This window comes from Nocardia heshunensis (assembly GCF_054782115.1).
The window spans coordinates 321,509-341,519 of the sequence record NZ_BAAGTC010000005.1 but is presented as its reverse complement, the minus strand read 5'-3'; the positions used below and the strand labels follow the sequence as shown (position 1 = coordinate 341,519).

21 protein-coding genes are annotated in these 20,011 nt (G+C 67.1%); 13 read left to right on the top strand and 8 right to left on the bottom strand.

Going from position 1 to position 20,011, the window contains the following annotated elements:
• Window positions 1-248: 248 nt before the first annotated feature.
• The 3 genes from ACYVN4_RS20260 to ACYVN4_RS20250 all read right to left on the bottom strand — a co-directional run bounded on the left by ACYVN4_RS20260 (window position 249) and on the right by ACYVN4_RS20250 (window position 1,711).
• Window positions 249-494 carry a hypothetical protein gene (locus ACYVN4_RS20260; RefSeq protein ID WP_460723381.1) on the bottom strand — a complete coding sequence of 82 codons (246 nt, stop codon included), beginning with the start codon at window positions 492-494 and terminating at the stop codon, window positions 249-251.
• Window positions 495-586: 92 nt separating this feature from the next.
• Window positions 587-1,177, bottom strand: a complete 591-nt coding sequence (locus tag ACYVN4_RS20255; RefSeq protein WP_460723379.1) for a nucleotidyltransferase family protein — start codon at window positions 1,175-1,177, stop codon at window positions 587-589.
• 111 nt (window positions 1,178-1,288) lie between these two features.
• The gene (locus tag ACYVN4_RS20250; protein ID WP_460723377.1) at window positions 1,289-1,711 is read right to left on the bottom strand and encodes an SRPBCC family protein; all 423 of its coding nucleotides are present in this window, start codon (window positions 1,709-1,711) and stop codon (window positions 1,289-1,291) included.
• Between the two features lie 110 nt (window positions 1,712-1,821).
• Between ACYVN4_RS20250 and ACYVN4_RS20245 the strand changes: the two genes are divergently transcribed.
• Window positions 1,822-2,655, top strand: coding sequence for an acyl-CoA thioesterase domain-containing protein (locus ACYVN4_RS20245; protein ID WP_460723375.1), 834 nt, complete (start codon window positions 1,822-1,824; stop codon window positions 2,653-2,655).
• Window positions 2,656-2,939: 284 nt separating this feature from the next.
• Window positions 2,940-4,205 carry a lipase family protein gene (locus ACYVN4_RS20240; protein WP_460723373.1) on the top strand — a complete coding sequence of 422 codons (1,266 nt, stop codon included), beginning with the start codon at window positions 2,940-2,942 and terminating at the stop codon, window positions 4,203-4,205.
• Window positions 4,206-4,227: 22 nt separating this feature from the next.
• Here ACYVN4_RS20240 and ACYVN4_RS20235 read toward each other — a convergent pair whose 3' ends face one another.
• Complete coding sequence (locus ACYVN4_RS20235; RefSeq protein WP_460723371.1) at window positions 4,228-5,778, bottom strand: acyl-CoA carboxylase subunit beta; 1,551 nt, start codon at window positions 5,776-5,778, stop codon at window positions 4,228-4,230.
• A gap of 169 nt (window positions 5,779-5,947) precedes the next feature.
• Between ACYVN4_RS20235 and ACYVN4_RS20230 the strand changes: the two genes are divergently transcribed.
• From ACYVN4_RS20230 to ACYVN4_RS20220, 3 genes are all read left to right on the top strand, one after another.
• Window positions 5,948-7,327, top strand: coding sequence for an ABC1 kinase family protein (locus ACYVN4_RS20230; RefSeq protein ID WP_460723369.1), 1,380 nt, complete (start codon window positions 5,948-5,950; stop codon window positions 7,325-7,327).
• A gap of 111 nt (window positions 7,328-7,438) precedes the next feature.
• The gene (locus ACYVN4_RS20225; RefSeq protein WP_460723367.1) at window positions 7,439-7,714 is read left to right on the top strand and encodes a hypothetical protein; all 276 of its coding nucleotides are present in this window, start codon (window positions 7,439-7,441) and stop codon (window positions 7,712-7,714) included.
• A 92-nt stretch (window positions 7,715-7,806) separates the two neighbouring features.
• Window positions 7,807-8,157 carry a hypothetical protein gene (locus ACYVN4_RS20220; RefSeq protein ID WP_460723365.1) on the top strand — a complete coding sequence of 117 codons (351 nt, stop codon included), beginning with the start codon at window positions 7,807-7,809 and terminating at the stop codon, window positions 8,155-8,157.
• Between the two features lie 55 nt (window positions 8,158-8,212).
• Here ACYVN4_RS20220 and ACYVN4_RS20215 read toward each other — a convergent pair whose 3' ends face one another.
• Window positions 8,213-8,449 (bottom strand): hypothetical protein, encoded by a 237-nt coding sequence (locus ACYVN4_RS20215; protein ID WP_460723363.1) that lies wholly within the window; start codon window positions 8,447-8,449, stop codon window positions 8,213-8,215.
• Window positions 8,450-8,775: 326 nt separating this feature from the next.
• On the opposite strand from ACYVN4_RS20215, the gene ACYVN4_RS20210 reads away from it, so the two are divergent.
• Entirely contained in the window at window positions 8,776-9,120 is a 345-nt protein-coding gene (locus ACYVN4_RS20210) for a hypothetical protein (RefSeq protein WP_460723361.1), read from the top strand.
• A gap of 62 nt (window positions 9,121-9,182) precedes the next feature.
• Here the strand turns inward: ACYVN4_RS20210 and ACYVN4_RS20205 are convergent, their stop codons facing one another.
• From ACYVN4_RS20205 to ACYVN4_RS20195, 3 genes are read right to left on the bottom strand one after another with little or no spacing between them, the layout of a single operon-like run.
• The gene (locus ACYVN4_RS20205; protein WP_460723359.1) at window positions 9,183-10,355 is read right to left on the bottom strand and encodes a mandelate racemase/muconate lactonizing enzyme family protein; all 1,173 of its coding nucleotides are present in this window, start codon (window positions 10,353-10,355) and stop codon (window positions 9,183-9,185) included.
• A gap of 10 nt (window positions 10,356-10,365) precedes the next feature.
• A complete protein-coding gene (locus tag ACYVN4_RS20200; RefSeq protein ID WP_460723357.1) occupies window positions 10,366-11,925 on the bottom strand; it encodes a cation:dicarboxylate symporter family transporter in 1,560 nt (519 codons plus the stop codon).
• A gap of 16 nt (window positions 11,926-11,941) precedes the next feature.
• Complete coding sequence (locus ACYVN4_RS20195; RefSeq protein WP_460723355.1) at window positions 11,942-13,057, bottom strand: mandelate racemase/muconate lactonizing enzyme family protein; 1,116 nt, start codon at window positions 13,055-13,057, stop codon at window positions 11,942-11,944.
• Window positions 13,058-13,182: 125 nt separating this feature from the next.
• Here ACYVN4_RS20195 and ACYVN4_RS20190 point away from each other — a divergent pair, with 125 nt between their 5' ends.
• The 7 genes from ACYVN4_RS20190 (at window position 13,183) to ACYVN4_RS20160 (ending at window position 20,008) form a co-directional block, all read left to right on the top strand.
• Window positions 13,183-13,869 carry an FCD domain-containing protein gene (locus tag ACYVN4_RS20190; protein WP_460723353.1) on the top strand — a complete coding sequence of 229 codons (687 nt, stop codon included), beginning with the start codon at window positions 13,183-13,185 and terminating at the stop codon, window positions 13,867-13,869.
• Window positions 13,870-14,024: 155 nt separating this feature from the next.
• On the top strand, window positions 14,025-15,374 hold the full coding sequence (locus tag ACYVN4_RS20185) for an MFS transporter (protein WP_460723351.1): 1,350 nt from the start codon (window positions 14,025-14,027) through the stop codon (window positions 15,372-15,374).
• Between the two features lie 89 nt (window positions 15,375-15,463).
• Complete coding sequence (locus ACYVN4_RS20180; protein ID WP_460723349.1) at window positions 15,464-16,186, top strand: GntR family transcriptional regulator; 723 nt, start codon at window positions 15,464-15,466, stop codon at window positions 16,184-16,186.
• 153 nt (window positions 16,187-16,339) lie between these two features.
• Complete coding sequence (locus ACYVN4_RS20175) at window positions 16,340-16,882, top strand: thiamine pyrophosphate-binding protein (RefSeq protein WP_460723347.1); 543 nt, start codon at window positions 16,340-16,342, stop codon at window positions 16,880-16,882.
• A 2-nt stretch (window positions 16,883-16,884) separates the two neighbouring features.
• Window positions 16,885-17,505 (top strand): thiamine pyrophosphate-dependent enzyme, encoded by a 621-nt coding sequence (locus ACYVN4_RS20170; RefSeq protein ID WP_460723345.1) that lies wholly within the window; start codon window positions 16,885-16,887, stop codon window positions 17,503-17,505.
• Entirely contained in the window at window positions 17,502-18,881 is a 1,380-nt protein-coding gene (locus tag ACYVN4_RS20165; RefSeq protein ID WP_460723343.1) for an aldehyde dehydrogenase family protein, read from the top strand. Before ACYVN4_RS20170 ends, ACYVN4_RS20165 begins: the two co-directional genes overlap by 4 nt.
• Window positions 18,878-20,008, top strand: coding sequence for a mandelate racemase/muconate lactonizing enzyme family protein (locus ACYVN4_RS20160; RefSeq protein ID WP_460723341.1), 1,131 nt, complete (start codon window positions 18,878-18,880; stop codon window positions 20,006-20,008). Before ACYVN4_RS20165 ends, ACYVN4_RS20160 begins: the two co-directional genes overlap by 4 nt.
• The last annotated feature ends 3 nt before the right edge of the window (window positions 20,009-20,011 follow it).

Genomic DNA, 20,011 nt, shown 5'->3' with positions numbered 1-20,011 from the left:
TATTGGTGCCTTGCACGACGAGTCTATGACCGTGCATTGCGCAGATGCAAGTACATCTGCAACATCGAATTCCCAGCGTCAGAGCACTTTTCGGGATGCTATGAGTTTGCGAAACAAGGGTTGGCAAAAGGTTGCAATCCACGCGAACGGACCTGTCTAGGTATTTCCGAACGAAACTACGGAGACGCTCGGACCGCGCCGCTTTATCCAGGAATTAGCGGAAGATCAAACTCGGCCGCAAAGGAAGATCAAATACCGCCGTGACGGGCGGAATCCGCCCACTTCGCGGCTTTGACCCGGCGATGTTCGACGACCATGAGGCCGATTCCGAAACGCAGACAGAGCACACTCGCGAGCGCGCCGAGGCCACTCCAGGTGAGCGAGCCGTAGCCGACGGCGGTCAAAGTCAATGCGCACGCGACGATTCCGGCGGCGGCCAGAATCGGGCCGGGTAAGTTGCGCACCTCATCGGCGGCGTTCGGAGCGACAGGCATCATCGCTGGCCTTTCTCCGGGGGTAATGCAGAACCTATATCAGTCGGATACCCGCGCGGGTACACACGAATCACACTGCTGTAGAGCCGTGTTCACAGTGATGTCCTGGAGCCGCGATCGCGGGGGCCGTCAGTGATGCCCAGATCGTCCAGCAGGCCCAGAAACGCGCGCGCGTAGGGTGAGGCCGCCGTTTCGGCCCGCACGCGCGCCCAATCGACCTGAGCCCGCAATTCCCGTGCGATGTGCAGCAGCCGGGTGAAATCCACCCGGTGCGGGTCGGCCACGGCGAGCTCGGCCACCAGCAGATCGGCGATGGTGACCACCGGCGCGACGATGGCGCCGATGGGCAGCGTCTCGGCGCGGGCGAGCAATTCGTCGGTGACGGGCCGGTAGTTGGGCGCGAACACCAGATCGAGGCGAATGTCGTGGTCGTAGAGGGTAGTTCGCTCGGCATCGATGACCGGCAGTGGCGGCCGCATTCCTGCGGCGCTCAGCGCGCCGCAACCGTGGGCCGCGTCGGCGGGCCGCACCAGCAGATCCACCTCGGAGTACCCGTCGAAGATCGGGCCGCCGCGGGCGTACACCGCGCAGTCGCCGGTGACGGCGCAGGGAATTTCGTTGTCCCGCAGCACCTGCACGGCCAGGGTGAGGGTGCCCAGCAGGCGGTCGATCGCGGGGACCATACCGATGGCGTACCCGTGTGGGCTCGGTGCGAACCGCCGGGTCCGCGGGCCGTGCACGACCCGCGGTGCGCACGATCGGCTATCTGCACGAGCGGCTGTTCGAGCGACCGGCTAGGCGCGCGCCTGTTCCGCGGCGGCCGCCAGACCGGCGGCCTCCATCCGCACGTAGCGTTCGGTGCGGCGGCCCAGCAGCGCGCGCACCACCGGGGCGAGAACTCCGCTCTGCTCGATGCCGAGCGTGATGCGGGTGCCGCCGGGAGTCGCGTCGAGGCGGTGGCGGGCCAGGGTGCGCACCCCGGCCGAGGCTGCGGCCCAGGTGAATTCGACGCCCTCCTGGAAGTCGGTGACGGTCCACACCAGCGGGGGCATCCCGGGCTGGGTGATGCGCACCCGGCTGCCGGGGGCGAGCGGGCCGGGGTCCAGGGCTTGCACGGCCGTCATCGACTCGGTCCAGCGGGGCCAGTCGGCGACGGTCATGAGGGCGGTCCAGGCGCGGACCGGGTCCGCGGTGGTATCACTGGTCACCTCGAACATGCGGTCAGAATACGACCCGACTACCGGACCCTGAATTGAAACGGGTTTCGCGGTTGTGTTAGCCATGGAAACGGTGGATCTATCAACCTGAGTGGACGGGAGCCGGTGTCGTGGTGGAAGTACCCGCGTATTTCGATGAGGTGGACGGCGGGTTCGCACCGACTCCGCACGCGGCCAGCGAATGGTCCAAGGCGCAGCTGGTCGGCCCGGCGCTGACCGGTCTGCTGGCCCGCGAGCTCGAACGCGAGCACGCCACCGACGGATTCGTGCCGGTGCGCCTGACGGTGGATCTGTTCAGCGCGGCCCGTTTCGAGCACACCCTGACCCCGAGCGTGCGGGTGCGCGACGGCCGCCGCATCCGCGTCGCCGACGTCAGCGTCGTGCAGGGCGGCACGGTGGCCGCGCGCGCCTCGGCGGTGCTGCTGCAGCCTTCGGAGCAGCCGCCCGGCGAGCTGTGGCACCGCGAGCGGGAGCCGCAGCCGCCGTCGCTGGAACTCGCCCCGCCCTCGGCGCTGCCCCTGGTGCCGCTGTTCAACAGCAACGAGGACCCTTCGCACTGGAACTCGGTGCCCACCGATCACGAGAACAACTCCCGGAAGCGGACCTGGCAGAACCCCATTCGGGTGATCACCGGCGAGGAGCTCACCCCGTTCGTCCGGGTCGCGCTCGTGGCCGAGGCGACCAGCATGATGACCAATTGGGGCGACAAGGGCATCGGCTTCATCAATACGGATATGACGCTGGGCCTTTCGCGGCTGCCGGTCGGCACCGAGATCGGGGTCGAGGCCGACAGCCACTTCAGCGAGCGCGGCATGGCGGTCGGCGTGGCCACCCTCTTCGACCGCGACGGATCCTTCGGCAGCTGCATGGTGACCTCGCTGTCCAACGCCGGACGGCAGATCAGCAATGCCCAGCTGGACATGGTGATGCGCCGCCGGCAGTGAGCGGCACCCGGCAGGACACGACCCGGTCTCGATGTGGCTTCGAACCGTCGAGTCCGGAGTGTCGGATCGGGGTGTCCCAGTAGGCTCGGGCGCGCGAGAGATGAGGAGCTGCCCGACCGCCGACAAAACTGATCCGTGGGGGTGTTGTGCTGCGTCGCCTGCGAAATATCGCCGGTGCCTTGATGATCGGATGCGCTGCGATCGTCGGATACGGTGCCGCACCGGCATTCGCGCAACCACCGGACAGTGGGCCGTCGATTCCGCCGGGGCCACCCGGGATTTCGTTGCCCGACATTCAGCGCTGGATCGACCAGGTGATCCCCGCACCGGCTCTCACACCGGCGCAGGCGGATTCGCCCCTGGTCGACACCGCGGAGCTGCCACCGGATTTGGCGGCCCTGCGGGCCGCCGCCATGCCCGCGGCCATCGGTGACTCCTTCGTCGACGACTGGCCCGACGGGCTCGACGGCTACGACCCGGGCGCGATCGTGTCCGTGCGGGACGTGACCGCCACCGCCGCACCCACGCTGATCGTGCCGGTGCGGCAGGTGCTGCAGGTCAAGTACCGCACCAACGACTCTCACGACGAAGCCTCCTACGGCATCGCCAGTCTGGTACTGCCGGTGGGCGATTGGCCCGGGCCGGGGGAGCGGCCGGTGGTGGTCAACAATCTGCCGATCGACGCGTTGGGCCGCGACTGCAACCCCAGTTACACCATGGCGCACGGCTTCTCGCGGGCCTCGAACTTCACCGGCTACATCCTGCCCACTACCCAGCTGGCGCTGCTGCGCGGCTACGCGGTGCTGATCACCGATCACGAGGGCCCGCGCATGGCGTACGCCGAGCCGATCGTGGCCGGGCACGCCATCCTCGACGCCATCCGCGCGGTGCGCAATCAGCTGCCGGATGAGCTGGGGGACAGCAAGTTCGGGATGATCGGCTACTCCGGCGGGGCCATCGCTACCAATGGTGCGGTGAAGCTGATGTCGGAGTACGCGCCGGAGCTGTCCGACGTGGTCGTCGGGGCGGCGCTGGGCGGGGTGCCCGCGGATTTCAGCCTGCTGGCGAAATCCATGAACGCCAATCTGGCCTCGGGGGTGTTCCTGGGGGCCGTGTTCGGCATCGGCCGCGAACGGCCGGAGATCCTGGCGCACATGAACCATCTGGCCGACTGGGCGGCGGTGTCGGTGCTCAACAGTCAGTGCAGTGAGGTGTTCTCGGTGCCGGGGTTGCTGCAACTGCCCATCGACCTGGCCGCCAATATCCCGGACCCGCTCAACAGCGATCTGGCACACGAGATCTACGCCATCACGCGGATGGACGGCAAGAAGTCGCCTGTACCGCTGTTCATCTTCAACGGCGAACAGGAGTTCTGGGTCCCGGCGGCCGGGGCCAAGAACCTGTACGCCGAGCAATGCTCGCTCGGGGTGAAAGCCGTGTACCGCAGCGTGTTCGGCGAACACTTCGTCGCGGCGGTCACCGGGTATCCGGAGTCGCTGGACTGGTTGGATCAGCGACTGCGGGGCGTGCCCGCGCCCAACGAATGTTGAACGCGGGCAACAAGATCCCGAACTAGATGGGGAAGAGGTTGTGCTTGCGCGGGTTGTGCTTGCGCACCGCGTCCTTGTCGCGCAGCAGCTTGAGCGCCTTGCGGATCTCGAGGCGGGTCGACGACGGCTCGATGACCGCGTCGATGTAGCCGCGCTCGGCCGCCACCCACGGGTTGTCCAGCAGCGCGTTGTAGAAGTCCACCATCTGCTTACGCACGGTCTCGCGCTGCTCGGGTGGGGTTGCGGCCAGGGTCTTCTTACCGGTGACGGTGACCATGCCCTCCGCGCCGATGACCGCGATGCGCGCGGTCGGCCAGGCGAAGTTGATATCGACTCCGAGTTCCTTGCAGCCCATGACCGCGTAGCCGCCGCCGTACGCCTTACGCGTCACGATGGTGACGATCGGAACCGTCGCCTCGATGAGCGCGCGGAACATGCGGCCGCCGCGCTTGATGACGCCGTTGCGCTCCTCCTCGACGCCCGGCAACACGCCCGGGGTGTCGACGACATAAACAAGCGGAATGTTGAAGGCGTCGCACAGCCGGATGAAGTACGCGCCCTTGTCCGAGCAGGCCGCGTCCAGCGCGCCGCCGAGTTGCATCGGCTGATTGGCGATGACACCGACCGGTCGGCCGTCGACGCGGGCGAAGCCGGTGATCAGGTTCTGCGCGGCGGCCTCACCCATTTCGAGGAACGCGCCGTCGTCGAAGATGCGGAGCAGCACTTCGTGCATGTCGTAGCCCTGCCGATCGGAGTCCGGAATGATCCGGTCCAGTTCGCGATCGGAGTCGGTGATCTCGGGCTCGAGGCCCGGGTTCACGATCGGCGGCTGCTCGAGGCAGCTGCTGGGCAGATAGCTGAGGTACTCGCGCGCCCACTGCAGGGCGTCGCGCTCGGTCCTGGCCACATGGTGCAGCAGGCCGTTGCGGGCCTGCACGGCCGCGCCGCCCAGCTCCTCGGCGCTGATGTCCTCGCCGGTGATGCCCTTGATGACCTCGGGACCGGTGACGAACATGTACGAGTCGTCGGTCGCGATCATCACGTCCATATTGACCGGGCCGTACACCGAACCTGCCGCGCACTTGCCGAACATGACCGCGACCATCGGCACGTAGCCGGACAGGTCTTCCTGTAGGCGGCACATGGTGGCGTACCAGGCCAGCGCGGTCACGCCCTCCTGGATGCGCGCGCCGCCGGAGTCGTTGATGACCACGACCGGGCAGGCGTTGTTGTACGCGAACTCCATGGCGATGCGCACGCGACGACCGAAGGTCTCACCGACCGAGCCGCCCTGCACGCCCGAGTCGTGCGAGATGACCACGACCGGGCGACCGTCGATACTGCCGCGACCGGTGACCACGCCGTCGCCGTAGAGGGCGTTGCGGTTTCCGGGAGAGCGCATGAGCGCGCCCATCTCGACGAAGCTGCCCGGGTCCACCAGCATGTCGACGCGTTCTCGGGCACTGGCTACGCCTTTGGCCAGACGCTTCTGGATACCCTTCTCACCGGTGGGTTCTTCGGCGATCTCCAGGAGCTTGCGCAGTTCCGCCAGCTTTTCCGCTGTACCCGTCATTACCTCGGTCTTGCCTTTCGCCTTCATCGAGTCGGGGCTCGACGCGCCCGTGCCGAGCCGGATCGCGACTCGAACCGCCCACGGTACCGTGCGGCCTCGAACCCGAACCACTGAACGTGTCGGTAACCTGTGCCGCGGTGTTAGCAAGGTCGGGGATACACTGCCGCGGGTGAGCTCACCTATGACTGTGCGAGCGGGGACGCCCGAGGTGATCCGGCCGGACCTCGACACCTTCGGGTTCTCGGAGTGGCGGCGGACCGCCATGGTCGGTGTGGTGCTGGGCGGATCGGTCGTGAAGAGCGTGGTGCGTGGCGGGTTGCGCCCGTCCAAGCGCAAGCGCGCGGCGGCCGAGGGCGTGGTCGACGGCTTCGAGACGCTGGGCCCGATGTTCGTGAAACTGGGCCAGCTCATCGCATCCTCGCCGGGCGCGTTCCCGCGGGAACTGGCCGACGCCTGCCTGCGCTGCCTCGACGATGTGCCGCCGTTCCCGGCGGCGGATGCCCGCGCCATCATCGAAGCCGATCTGGGCAAGCCGATCTCGGAGCTGTTCCGCGAATTCGACGATGAGCCGCTCTCGGCGGCGTCCATCGCGCAGGTGCACGCGTGCGTGCTCGCCGACGGGCGGCCCGCCGTGGTGAAGGTGCAGCGGCCCGAGATCGCGCGGCGGATGATCGTGGATCTGCGTGCGGCCATGCGGCTGGCGCGCACGCTGGAGAAGCGTTCGGAGAACGCCCGCGTCGCCAATACTCAAGCGGTGGTGCGGGATCTGTACGAGGCCACGGTCGCCGAACTGAACTTCCTCATCGAGGCCGACAACCAGACCCGCGCCCGCGAGCACCTGGCGGCGTTCGGCGACAACACCAATGTGGCTGTGCCGGACGTGTATTGGGAGTATTGCGCGCCGCGCGTGCTGTGTATGGAGCGCATGCGGGGTATGCCGCTGGACCGCTTCGACGACATCCGCTCCGTGCATCCCGAACCCGAGATGCTGATCCGCCGGTTGGTCAAGGCGTGGATGGAATCGGTTGCGGTGCACGGTCTCTTCCACGGTGATGTGCACGCGGGCAATCTCTGGCTGCTCGACGACGGCCGGGTGGCCATGCTCGACTTCGGCATCGTCGGTCGTATGGAGAGCGAATGGCGGGACTTCGTGCGCGCGCTGTTCTTCGCGAGTTCCATCGACAACGACTTCCGTCCGGTCGCTCGTGCGCTGCGCAAGCTGGACCTGGTCTCCGACGACAGCGGTGACGACGCCACCATCGGCCGCCAGCTCGCGGTCGCGTTGGGCCCGGTGCTCTCCGGCAGCCTGGACAAGCTCGATCTGGGCGTGGTCTCGGCGCGGCTGCTCGAATTCGGCAAGCGTCGTGGGGCGTCGGGCCCGCAGCAGCTGGTGCTGATGGGCAAGCAGCTCGGTTACTTCGAGCGCTACGCCGTCGCCCTGGCCCCCGGCTGGAAACTCGGCCGCGACCTCTACCTGTTCCGCAATATCTTCCCCGCCGAGGTGGCCGCCAAGGCCGCCGAGAACGGCGTCACCCTGCCGGTCGACTGACAGGGTTCGCGGCCGTCGCTGTCGGTGCACTATCGGTGCGCTGTCGGCGGCGGCCGTCATCGTTCTTCTCACAGCCGGAAACCACTCCGGTCCAGCACAAGGAGAAGAACGATGTCGAACTACAACGTCCTCGCCGACCTGATCACCACCCACACCGACAAGGCCCGCGCCCAATCCGAACGCATCATGCGTGCGGCGGCGGTGAAGGCCCACGCCCAGGTGGCGAAGGCTCACGAGAAGGCCGCCGAGCGCACCACCCCGGAGCACCTGAGCAAGGCCGAGATCAAGCAGCTGCGCGCCGAGGCCAAGTCCCAGGCCGCCCAGCTGCGCGCCGACCTCCGCGAGCAAGCCGCCCGGCTCGCCGCCGACCTGCGGGCGAAAGCCTGAGAGTACGGCCAGGAAATTTTCAGGCTACGGCCAGAATCGCCCGGCACTGTGGAGAGCAGGAGACAGTGTCGGGCGAGCGTGTGAGGTGCGGAATGGTCGAATTGGACGTCACCGGAACCACTGTGACCGTGCGGGTCACCGGGTCGCATCGATTCCTCGCGCTGCGGGATCATGTGAGCTTCGATCTCTCGCAGGTCAAGCGGCTGGGTCCCGCGCCGGTGGATCTGCGGCCGCCGTGGGTGCGGGCGCCGGGCACGTTCTTTCCGGGCGTGATCGCGGCGGGCATCTTCCGGGGTAAGGGCCGTAAGGAATTCTGGGATACGCGATTCGACGGTCAGGCCGTGCTGATCGATCTGGCGGGGTCGGATATCACCCGCATTGTGGTCGATGTAGAGGATGCCCAGACCGTGTTGCACGGATTGTCGTCCGTGCTCGCGGCCTGAGCATCGCAGTTCGCATTCTGGGAGTTAGTAATTCCGGCTTCGTCGACGGAAATTGTCACGGGGTGGGGCAGAGGAATCCGCCGCTGGGGGGTGGCACGGGAACAATCCTTTCCGGGGCCACCGGTGCCCCGGCTCCCGGTCCACTGCCCGCGGGCGTGGAGGCCCGTGGAGCGCCGGGGGCGGCGGGCGGCGTAATTTCGCCGGAGCCCCAGGCCGAGGACGGGTTGAGGGTGAGTACGGCGGCACAAACGAATGCACCGACGAGCAGGCCGATGACTTTCTTTCGTGTCATGGAGTACGACGGTACAACCAGCTCAACGTAATTCGTGGGATGCGTGTCTGCCCGGAATGTCGCGACCTGCTGATCGCCTGTACAGGTGCGCGAATTCGCTTGCGGCGCAACCAAACCAATCGGTCGGATAAAGCCGTTTCAGATTATTGTGTTATGCACTGTGCCAGCACACGTTTCGGTAACGAAAGGGCGTGTCTGCGACCCTTTCGTCCGGTTCTGCGGTCGACTACCCGGGAACGAACGCATCGGGAGGGAGTCGGATGAGCGCTGGACCGGGTTCGAGGATCGCCGCGGGTGGGGCCCTTACGCTGGCGGTTTGTGCCGCGGTGACGGTGCAGGCGCCCTTCGCGGACGCGATCGGGGGATGTGGTTCGGCGCTGGGGGACTATCAGGGTGAATTCACCGCGGCCGAGGATTCGGCGAATGTGCTGGCATTCGACGGTGCGGGCGGTATCGCATTCCGTAGCGCGCGCTCGGGCGCGGGTGAGGGTATTTACGCCGTCATTCCGTCAGGTGGATTCTCGGCGGCCATGCGCATGACCGGGGGTGGTGCCGCGACGTCGATGGTCAAGAGCGTGACGTTCGTATGTCCGGCGCCCGGAACGCAGGTTGCGAGCTTCCGCTCTCTGGATGAGAACAGTGCGCGCTTCAGCTATGTGCGGACGAAGTGAAAACCCATGCTCGATGGGGGACATGGGTTTTCGTGAACCACTAGATATCCGTGCAGTACTGGTCAGTCGTGCAGGGCTCGGAAGACGTTGTACAGCAAGGCCTTGTCCTCGAATCCGATACCGGGCGTGTCCGACAATCGAATTCGGCTGTGCTCGATGACGGCACTGTCGGCGAACCCGCCCGTGGGCTGGAATTCTCCCGGATAGGACTCATTGCCGCCCAGATGCAGGGCAGCGGCGATATGCAACGCGAACTGGTGCCCGCCGTGCGGAATGCAGCGGCGTGACGACCAGCCCTGCTGCCGCAGGATGTCGTGAATGCGGAGGTATTCCACCAGCCCATAGCCGAGCACCGGATCGAACTGCAGGATGTCGCGATCGGGTCGCATACCCGCGTAGCGCAACAGATTTCGCGCGTCCATGCGGGAGAAGAGGTTCTCGCCGGTGGCCAGCGCGCCGGGATAGCGTTCGGCCAGGGTGGCGTGCAGCGCGAAATCCAGGGGGTCGCCGGGCTCCTCGTACCAGCGCAGGTCGTAGGGGGCGAGGGCGCGACCGTAGTCGAGGGCGGTGTCGAGGTCGAAGCGGCCGTTGGCGTCCACGGCCAGCCGGGACCCGTCGCCGCCGAGCACGTCCAGGACGGCCTCCACGCGTTTGACGTCCTCGGCCAGGTCCGCGCCGCCGATCTTCATCTTGACCACGTCGTAGCCCTGATCGAGGAAGGCGCGCATCTCGTCCTGGAGCTGGTGCAAGCTCTTGCCGGGGGCGTAGTAGCCGCCTGCCGCGTAGACGAACACGTCCGGGTCGGGGTCGCCGAGGTCGTACTGCTGCGACAGCCAGCGGTAGAGGGGGACACCCGCGAGCTTCGCGGCCAGGTCGTAGAGGGCCATATCGACCACGCCGACGGCGACCGAACGCTCACCGTGGCCGCCCGGTTTCTCGTTGCGGGTCATGACATCCCAGGCTTTCACCGGATCCACCGCGAGGCCGTCGGCGGTGAGCAGGGCGTCCGGGTCGGCGGCGAGCAGTCGGGGGATGACGCGGCGGCGCAGGATCTCCCCGGCGCTGTAGCGGCCGTTGGAGTTGAAGCCGTAGCCGACGACGGGCCGCCCGTCGCGGATCACGTCGCTGACCACGGCGACGATGGAGCAGTCCATGGCGCTGAAGTCGATGAAGGCATTGCTCATGGACGAGCTGATCGGGACGGCGCCTTCGTGGATGGCGAGTATGCGGGGCACGGTGAGCTCCTCAGAGTTGTTCGGGTTGGGGGACATGGGTTTTGGCGGGTGTCATACCGATCTCGCGGGCCGCTACCACCCGGTCGAGGCCGTCGGGTTCGAAGCGCGCCACCACCACCGTGGCCACGGCATTGCCGAGGACATTGGTGGCCGCGCGGGCCATGGACAGGAAGCGGTCCACCGAAAGCACCAGTGCCAGGCCGGCGATGGGCACCAGCGCGGTGGCGGCGACAGTGTTGGCGAGGGTTACGAACGCCGAACCGGACACGCCCGCAGTGCCTTTGGACAGCAGCAGGAAGACGGCGAACAGGGTGAGTTGATGGCCCGCGGACAGTGGAACGCCGTAGACCTGCCCGATGAACACCACGCAGATCGGCACCACCACCGCGACACCGTCGAGGTTGAACGAGAACCCGGCGGGCACCACCAGGCCGATCACCTTGCGGCGGCAGCCGACCGTCTCGAGCCGCTCCATGAGCTGGGGCAGTACCGCTTCGGAAGAGGCGGTGCCCAGCACGACGAGCAGTTCCTTGCGCAGCACCCGAATCAGCCGCAACAGCCGGAAACCCGCCAGCCGCGCCACCACCCCGAGCACCAGCAGGACGAACACAACCAGCGCCAGGATCGAGACCAGCACCAATTTGACCAGCGCGGTGAGGGTTTCGGGCCCGTACTTGCCGACGGTCGCGGCCACCGCCCCGAAGGTGCCGATCGGTGCGAGCAGCATGATGAGCGCGATCATCTTGAAGAAGACGGTGCTCAACGTGGCGCACGCCGCGGTAACAGGCGCGGAGATCGTCCTCGGCAGCGCCAACAGCGTGAGCGCGAACAACACCGCGAAGATCAACACCTGCAACACCCCGCCGGTAGCGAACGCGCCGACAGCGTTGCTGGGCACCAACTTCGACAGAAACGAGGTCAACGACGTGTTGTGCTGATCGGCGCTGATGTAACTGGAAAGCTGATCGGAGGCATGCTTCGGCGTCGGCACCCCGCTACCCGGCCGCAGCAGATTCACCGCCACCAGCCCGAGCAGCATCCCGACAGTGGTGACAACCTCGAAGTACACCAGCGCCTTGAGCGCCACCCGCCCCACCGATTTCAACTCCCCGGCAGTCATGATCCCGGTAACGATCACCAGAAACACGATCGGCGCGATAGCCACCTGCACCAGCGAGATGAAAATATTCGCCAACGGCTGCATCCCAGCCGCGTAATGCGGTGCGGCTATGCCGAATACGGCCGCAGCCACGGCCGCGACCAGCACCTGAAGGCTGGTACTCGCGATCAGCCGCCGCCACCGCGGCTTCGGCTCGACAGGATCGACTGTCTGCTGGGTGGTGCCGGATCGGCGCTCGGTGGAGTCGGGGCGTGGTGTGGCGATGTCTGACGGTGTCGTAGTGCTCCCGGTTGGTGGCTCAGCCGTGCTGAAGGCCGAGCCGTCGGTGCCGGGTGATGGGGCCGCGGTTCCGCCGTGTGAGTTGGGCGGTTGGGTATGTCCGGAGGATGTTTCAGTGTGCCGCGCGGGTGTCTCGGCGGCGGGCAGGCCCGCAGGCCCTTGGGTGTCCATGTCACTCGCCGTACCTTCATCGCTGCGGAACGAGGGTGTCGCGCAAGGCGTCTCGGTCCACGGTTAGGCCGAGGCCGGGGCGGTCGGGGACGGTGAGGCGGCCGTTGATGGGGCGGGGGGAGTCGGGGAACAACAACTGCCCGACTTGGGCCATGCCTACGTGCCATTCCAGGAGCCAGCCGTTCATGAGGCCGGCCAGGGCGTGGAGGTTGAAGAGGGGCCAGCCGCCGCCGTGGGCCAGGGGGAGGTTGTAGGTCTGGGCGAGGTAGGCCGCCTTGCGTTGTTCGGTGAAGCCGCCGCAGTAGCAGGCGTTGGGTTGGAGGATGTCGACGGCTCGGTGTTCGACGAGTTCGCGTAGACGCCAGCGGTGGCCTTCCATTTGGCCTGCGGCGATGGGGATTCGGGTGTGGTTGCGGAGGTCGGCGAGGGCGCGGGCGTCGTTCTGCTGCAACGGTTCCTCGAACCAGGTGAGGTGGTCGTCCTCGATTTCGCGGCAGAGCATGGCGGCCTCGGTGGGGGTGAACAGGTAATTGGCGTCGATCATCAGGTCGATGTCGTCGCCGACTGCGGCACGGATGGCGTGCACCCGGGCGGCGTCCTCGCGCCAGCCTTTCGGGTCCACGGCCACAACGGATTTCAGGGCGGTGAAGCCCTGGTCGACGTGCAGGCGGGCCGCGGCGGCGAGGGTTTCGCGGTCGTACTGCGGGAAGCCGAAGGTCACGTACACCGGCACCTCGGTGCGGGCGCCGCCGAGCAGGCTGGCGACCGAGCGCCCGACATCCTTGCCCTTGATGTCCCACAGCGCGATGTCCAGCAACGACAGCGCGCTCGACACCACCCCGGTCATGGTGCGCGGGTTGAGTCGCTGCCACACCCGCTGGTGCACGGCCTCGATTTCGCGCGGGTCGAGGTCGAGGACGGCGGGTAGGAAGTGTTTCTCGAGGGCGACCACGACGGCGTGGGCGAGGAAGTGGCCGGTCACCGCGACGCCAGTGTGGCCCTCGTCGGTCTCGACCTCGCAGAACACGAAGTCCTTCTGCTCCTCCCGCCCGTAGCCGCGGACCCGTCCGTCCAGCAGCGGCACCTCGATCGAGGTGGTGTGCACGCTGGCGCGAATGTCCTTGATCCTCATGGCAATGCCTCCCTCGGCTCCGGTCGCCGGTGGCTCCGGCTGTCCGGTGGACCGAGTGTGCGCGGCTCGATTGTCAACTGTCAACGATTTGCAATTGACAATTCGATCCGGGATACTGCGGCGTCATGGCTCAGGAACCCGAGGCGATGTCGGCTCTGCAGCAACGGCTGGCCGAGCGGCAGGCGAACTCGCTGCCCCAACTGATCGTCGAAGAGCTGGAACGGATGATCATCTCCGGCGTGCTGACCGGCGGCGACCGGATCAACGAGTCCTCGCTGGCGCTGCGGCTCGGGGTGAGCCGGGGGCCGGTGCGCGAGGCGTGCCGCCAGCTCGAGCGCAGTCGCCTGGTCGAATTCCGCACCAACCGGGGCATGTTCGTACGCGAGATCTCGGTCGAGGAAGCCGCGCAGCTCTACGACATCCGGGCCGGTCTGTTCCGGCTGGCGGGCAAGCTGGCCGCCGCCCGGGTGGATACCGCGGATCTGACCCGCTTGCGGGACAAGGTGGCCGCGCTGACGGCCGCCGAAGCGAGCACCGATGAGTACTACCCCGGCAATGTCGACCTGCATCGGGATCTCATGGCACTGGCCGGAAATCCGCGCCTGGCCGAGCTCTACGACGCGGTGTCCAAGGAGCTGCACCTGTTCCGCCGCCACGGCCTGGAAACCGCTGCAGCCCGGCATATCTCGAACACGCAGCACGCCGAGATCCTGGATTGCCTCGCGGCCGGTGACGTCGAGCGCGCGGGCGAGCTGATGGAAGCGCATGTCCTAGCCGGCAAGGAACGCATGTTGGCAGCGGCTCGGGGTTGAGTTCCAGGGGCGGCGCGGATTGTCAGGTCCGCGCCGCTTCATCTCTTCGAAACCCTTGTGGTCCGCGTCACAGAATGAGTAGCATGCTACTCGTTCTTTACGGCATGCCACACATCTGAGCGGGCATGCCGGTTCGAGGTCCATGTGGAGGAAAGATGGACAAAGTCGCAGTCCGACCGGAAGATTCGCCGTTCGGCTCGAGCGTCCTACGCAAAGTCACCGTGCGGTTGGTGCCGCTACTGGTGATCGGGTACATCGTCAGCTACGTCGACCGGATCAATATCGGCTTCGCGAAGTTCGGGATGGACAAGGCCTTCGGCCTCAGTGCGACCCAGTACGGGTTCGTGGCGGGCATCTTCTTCGTCGGCTACATCCTGGCCGAGGTGCCCAGCAATATCGCCATGACCAAGGTCGGCGCCCGGGTCTGGCTGAGTCGAATCCTGGTGACCTGGGGCATCATTGCCGCCGCCACCGCCTTCGCGCCCAACTTCACCACGGTGTGCGTGCTGCGGTTCCTGCTCGGCGTGGCCGAGGCCGGGTTCTTCCCCGGCATCATCGTCTATCTGACCCGCTGGTATCCGAATGCCCAGCGCACCAAGGTGATTTCGACGGTCATGGTGGCGATCCCACTGGCCAGCGTGCTCGGCGGGCCGCTCAACGGCTGGATCCTGGATTCCTTCGACGGGGCGCTGGGGCTGGCGGGCTGGCGGTGGGTGTTCGTGGTCGGCGGGGTGCCCGCCATCGTGCTGGGCGTGCTGTTCTTCTTGACCCTCACCGATACGCCGCAGAAGGCGCGCTGGCTCAACGACAGCGAAAAAGCCTGGCTGACGGGACTTTTGGCGGCCGAGGACGCCGAGCGCGCCGTCGCCGCGCCGACCGGGCACCGGGCCGCGCTCAAGGATCGCCGCGTCATCGCCCTGTGCGTCGCGTACTTCCTGCTGCTGTGCGGGGCGTATCCGCTGACCTACTGGATGCCGTCGGTGATCAAGAAGGCCGGGCACGGGCTGAGCAGTTTTCAAGTCGGCTGGCTCTCGGCGGTCCCGTTCCTGCTCGCGGCCGTGTGCATGTACCTGACCGGCCGTGCGATTCGCAATGAGCGCTCCTCGATGCCGGTGCTGATCGCGCTGGCGGTCTCGGTGGTGGCGTTCGTGGTGACCGCGGTCGAGTTGTCCGTTCCCACCATCGCATTCGCGGCCATCACCGTCGCGACCATGGCCGCGCAGACCGCGAAACCGCTGTTCTGGGCCGTGCCGACCTCGTATCTGGCCGGGGTCGGCGCGGCCAGCGGTATCGCGCTGATCAACTCGATGGGCAATGCCGCGGGCTTCGTGAGCCCGTACGCCTTCGGCTGGATCCAGGACGCCACGCACGGCGACACCGGACTGTCCATGGGCGTGATGATCTTCGCGAATATCGGTGCACTCCTGGTACTGGCCGCGTTGGCGAGCCGCGCCCGGACCCGGCGGGCCCCGCTGCCCGAGCCGGCGCCCGGCGTGGGCGCGTAAGAGTTCGACCGGGCACCTACTAAGCTGGGCAATCGCCCGTGGCAGCTGCCGCGGGCGGTCCGTCGTTGCTCGCTCCCCGAAGAGGTCTCGTGTCGCAGGATGTGCCGGCTGACAGCAAAGCCGAGGTGATCGCCGAGGAGATCCGCGACGCCATCCGGCAGGGCCGGCTGCAGCGCGGTTTGCTCTATTCCTCGCGTGAGCTGGGCGAAATGTTCGGCGCGTCAAGGACTCCCGTGCGCGAGGCGCTGCTCAAGCTTGCCGATCTGGGCCTGGTGCGCATCGAGCGCAATCGCGGGGCGCGGGTGGTCGGGCAGGACGGGCGCGGCATCGTGGAGCTGTGCAGCATGCGAGTGCTGTTGGAGCCGCCCGCGTGTCGCAGTGCGGCCGCGGTCATGACCGGCCGCGACGACGAGGCCATGCTGACCGAGTACCAGATCATGGAGCGCACGGCCGACGGTGGCGCGGAGTACTTCGCCGCCGACGAACGGCTGCACGAGCTGATCCTGGCCGCGAGCGGAAATCTGCGGCTGGCCAAGACCGTTCGCGAATTGCGTCAGACGCTGACCCTGGACGGACGACATAGCGTTCCGCGCTATCAGCCGGTCGAGACCGCGTTGCGCGATCACTGGGACATCATCGACGCGCTGCGTAAACGCGACGGCGCGGCCGCTGAGCGGGCCATGCGCAAGCATCTGGTGCGCTCGGGTGATCTGCTGGTCGCGCACAGCAGCGAGAACGATCGCGGCCTGGTGGCCGAATGGCGGCGCTGGGTGTCGGTCTCGGTGCCCGAGGGCGAGCAGATCACCTACTAGCGCTCCACCTACTGACCGCGTCTCCGGCAAGCCAGGTTCGGCCGGATTCAGTTAACTTTTATCAATCAGTTGCATGCTACTCACCCTAATTAGTATGTTGTGAGTGGTTATTGAACTGCCACTCGGCAGTTGGTCCCTGTGAAAGGACATGCTGTGGACCCCAATTCATATGCGGCATCGATCGCGCGGGGGATCTGGGCGGCGCAGGTCGATCTGGTCGGATACGTTCCCTCGGTCAGCGTCGCCCCCGTCATCTCCGCGCTCGTGGATACCAGCGGCGGCAGCGCCGGCCGCTCGCGCACCGTCTTCCCGCTCTCCCGCGAGGAGGAGGCGGCGGGCGTGCTCGGCGCGCTCCCGCTGGCCGGGAAGTTCGGCGCGATCGTCATGCAGGACAACGGTTTCGGCAATGCGCTGACCGCCCTCACCACCTTCAACATCGCCTACCATCTGCCGCTGCTGATCGTGGCCAACACCCGGGGCGGCCTGGGCGAATACAACTCGATGATTCACACGTTCAGTCAGTACGCGCCCGCGCTGCTGCGCGAGATCGGGCTGCCGGTCTTCGAAATCGACCGGCGCAGTGCGGCTTCGGACTGGGAAGAGGTGGTCACCGAGGCGGGCGTGCACGCGCGCATGACCTTCCGGCCCGCGATCGTGCTGGCCCACTTCTGGAACACCGACGGAAAGGCGGCCTGAGCGTGAAGCGCATCGACGCCCTGCGAATACTGGCCGACCACAGCGCCGAACTGCCCGTGGTGGTCACCTGCGCGGCCTCCAGCCGGGAGTTGGCGGCCGTGGCGGACCGGCCCAATCACCTGTATCTGCTGGACTCCATGGGGCTGGCGGGTTCGGTCGCGACCGGCATTGCGATGGCTCTCGACGACACCCCGGTGGCGAAGGTGCTCGTCATCGAAGGCGACGGCTCACTACTGATGAACCCGAATGTGCTTGCCACGGGCGGGTTTCTGCGGCCGGACAAGCTGGTGATGGTGCTGCTGGACAATGCCGTCTACGGGGCCACCGCGAATCTGCCCACCTATGCCGAGGACATCGATCTGGGGTTGCTGGCCGAGGCGAGCGGGTGGACGGTGCGGCGCGCCGCCGACCCCGACGAGTTGCACTCCGTGATGCGCGAGGTGACGCAGCTGCCCGGACCGGTGCTGCTGCACGTCCACCTCGAGGCCGGGAACGCGACGAATGTGCCCAAGCTGCTGGAGGATCCGGTGATCATCGGCCGCCGTTTCCAGGACTGGCTGAGCAATCGCGTCTCCACACAGGAAGGCGCTCAGCTCACCGCGGCGGCGGAGGTGCTGCTGTGATCGGGACCGTCGATCCGACCACCGGACGCACCCTGGACACCTACCGTTTCACCTCCGACCGCGAGCTGGAACTGCGGCTGCGGCGTGCCGACTCCGCGGTGCGCATGAATGCCGAACGCCCGATCGATGATCGGATCGCGGAGTTCCGGATCCTCGCGCAGCTGCTGCGGGAGCGCCGCGAAGATCTCGGGCTGCTGATGACCGTGGAGATGGGTAAGCCGATCAGCCAGTCCTGGGCGGAGATCGACAAGTGCGCGCTGGCGTGTGACTTCTACGCCGACACCATGGCCGAACTGCTCGCCCCGCAACGGGTGGACGTCGCACCCGATGTCGCGGAGGTGCGGTTGCGCCCGCTGGGTGTGCTGCTGGCGATCATGCCGTGGAATTACCCGTTCTGGCAGGTGATTCGGGCGATGCTGCCCGCCATCGCGGTCGGCAATGCGGTGGTGCTCAAGCATGCCGACAATGTCACCGGGTGCGCGAAGGTGCTGCAGTCGCTGTTCGACGAGACCTTCGGTTACGGGGTGCTCACCCATGTGGTGCTGCCGCCGCATCGGGTCGCCCCGCTGATCGAGCATCCGGTGATCGCGGGTGTGGCGTTCACCGGCAGCAATCGGGTGGGTGCGCTGGTGGCCGCGACCGCCGGTCGGGCCGTGAAGAAGTCGGTGCTGGAGCTGGGCGGATCGGATCCGTTCATCGTGCTCGACGATGCCGATGTGTCCGCCGCCGCGGCCGCCGCCGTGCGTTCCCGGTTCCTGAATGCCGGGCAGAGTTGCATCGCCGCCAAGCGAATCATCGTGCAGCGGGGGGTCTTCGGCGATTTCGTCGAGGCGATGGTGACCGAGCTGGGCAAGTTGGTGTACGGCGCGCCCACCGAGTCCGGCACCGATGTGGGGCCGATGGCGCGCGTCGACCTGCGCAACGAATTGCGCCGTCAGCTGGATACGACGGTGTCCTCGGGGGCGCGAATCCTGTTCGGCGGCAAGGCCGATCACCGGCCGGGGGCGTGGTTCCCGCCCACCCTGGTGCAGGTGCGCGACACCGACGCGACCGCCTTCCGGGAGGAGACGTTCGGTCCGCTGGGCGCGGTGCTCGCGGTGAGTTCCGAGGAGGCGGCCGTCGCCGCGGCCGAGGACTCGGTGTACGGGCTGAGCTGCTCGCTGTGGGGCGCCGACCGCGACACCATCGACCGCATTGCCCGCCGCCTGCACACCGGTTCGGTGTTCGTGAACCGCATTTCCGAATCCGATCCGCGCCTGCCCGTCGGCGGCGTCAAGGCCAGCGGCTATGGCCGCGAGCTATCCCATTACGGCGTCACCGAATTCGCCAACGTTCAGACGGTGCGCTGCGCCGCGACCTCGAGGAGCCACCCGTGAGCATCACCAAGATCCGCACCCGCGCGGTCGCCGTCCCCGTCGACAAGCCGACCCGGATGTCCAACCGCGAGTTGAATGTTCGCCACTACCTGCTGGTGGAGGTGGAAGCCGACGGGCACACCGGTGTCGGCTACACCTACGCCGGGACAGGTGCGGGGCCACTGGCCAAGCTGGCCGCCGACAGTCTGCTCGCGCCGGTGTATCTGGGCGCGGACGAGAACGACGTGTCGAGCCTGTGGGAGCGGGCGTACCAGGAGACGCTGTTGGAAGGGCGGCGCGGCACGGTTATTCGCGCGCTGTCGGCGCTGGATATCGCATTGTGGGACCTGCGTGCCAAGCGGGCGAGCCTGCCACTGGTGAGCCTGCTCGGCGGCTCGACCGACCCGCTGCCGTCCTACGCCTCCGGCGGCTACTACCGTCCCGACGAGGGTTCCTGGACCGACGCGGTGATGCGCGAGATCGATTTCAACGCCTCGCAGGGCTTCACCGACCACAAGATCAAAGTGGGTGGCCTGCCGGTCGCCGAGGACGCCCGCCGCGTAGCCGCCGCCGTCGCCGCGATCGGCGACACCGGCCGACTGTCCTTGGACGCCAACAACGCCTACCGCTCGGTCGCCGAAGCCCGCACCGCCATCGAGGCTTTCGAACGCGCCGCGGGCGACCGTCCCCTGTGGTGGTTCGAGGAGCCCCTCTCACCCGAAGCGATCGCCGGTCACGCCGAACTCTCCCGCACCATCCGAACCCCCGTCGCCACCGGCGAGATCCACCAAACCCGCTGGGAATTCCGCCCTCTCATCGAAGCGGGCATCCCGGTCCTGCAATGCGACGCCGGAGTAGCGGGCGGCGTCACCGAATGGCTCCGTATCGCCAACACCGCCGCCACCTTCGGCCTCCAGATGGCCCCCCACTGGCACCACAACCTCCACGTCCACCTGTGCGGCGCCATCCCCAACGCCTTGGTAGTCGAGTATTTCGCCCTCGAAAAGGGCATCTACAACTTCGAACTCCTCCTCACCCCGGAATCCCGACTCCACTACGCCGACAACCACGTCCACATCCCCGACCGCCCGGGCCTGGGCATCGACTTCGACCGCGAGATGCTCGACAAGTTCGAGATAGTCGCGTGATCG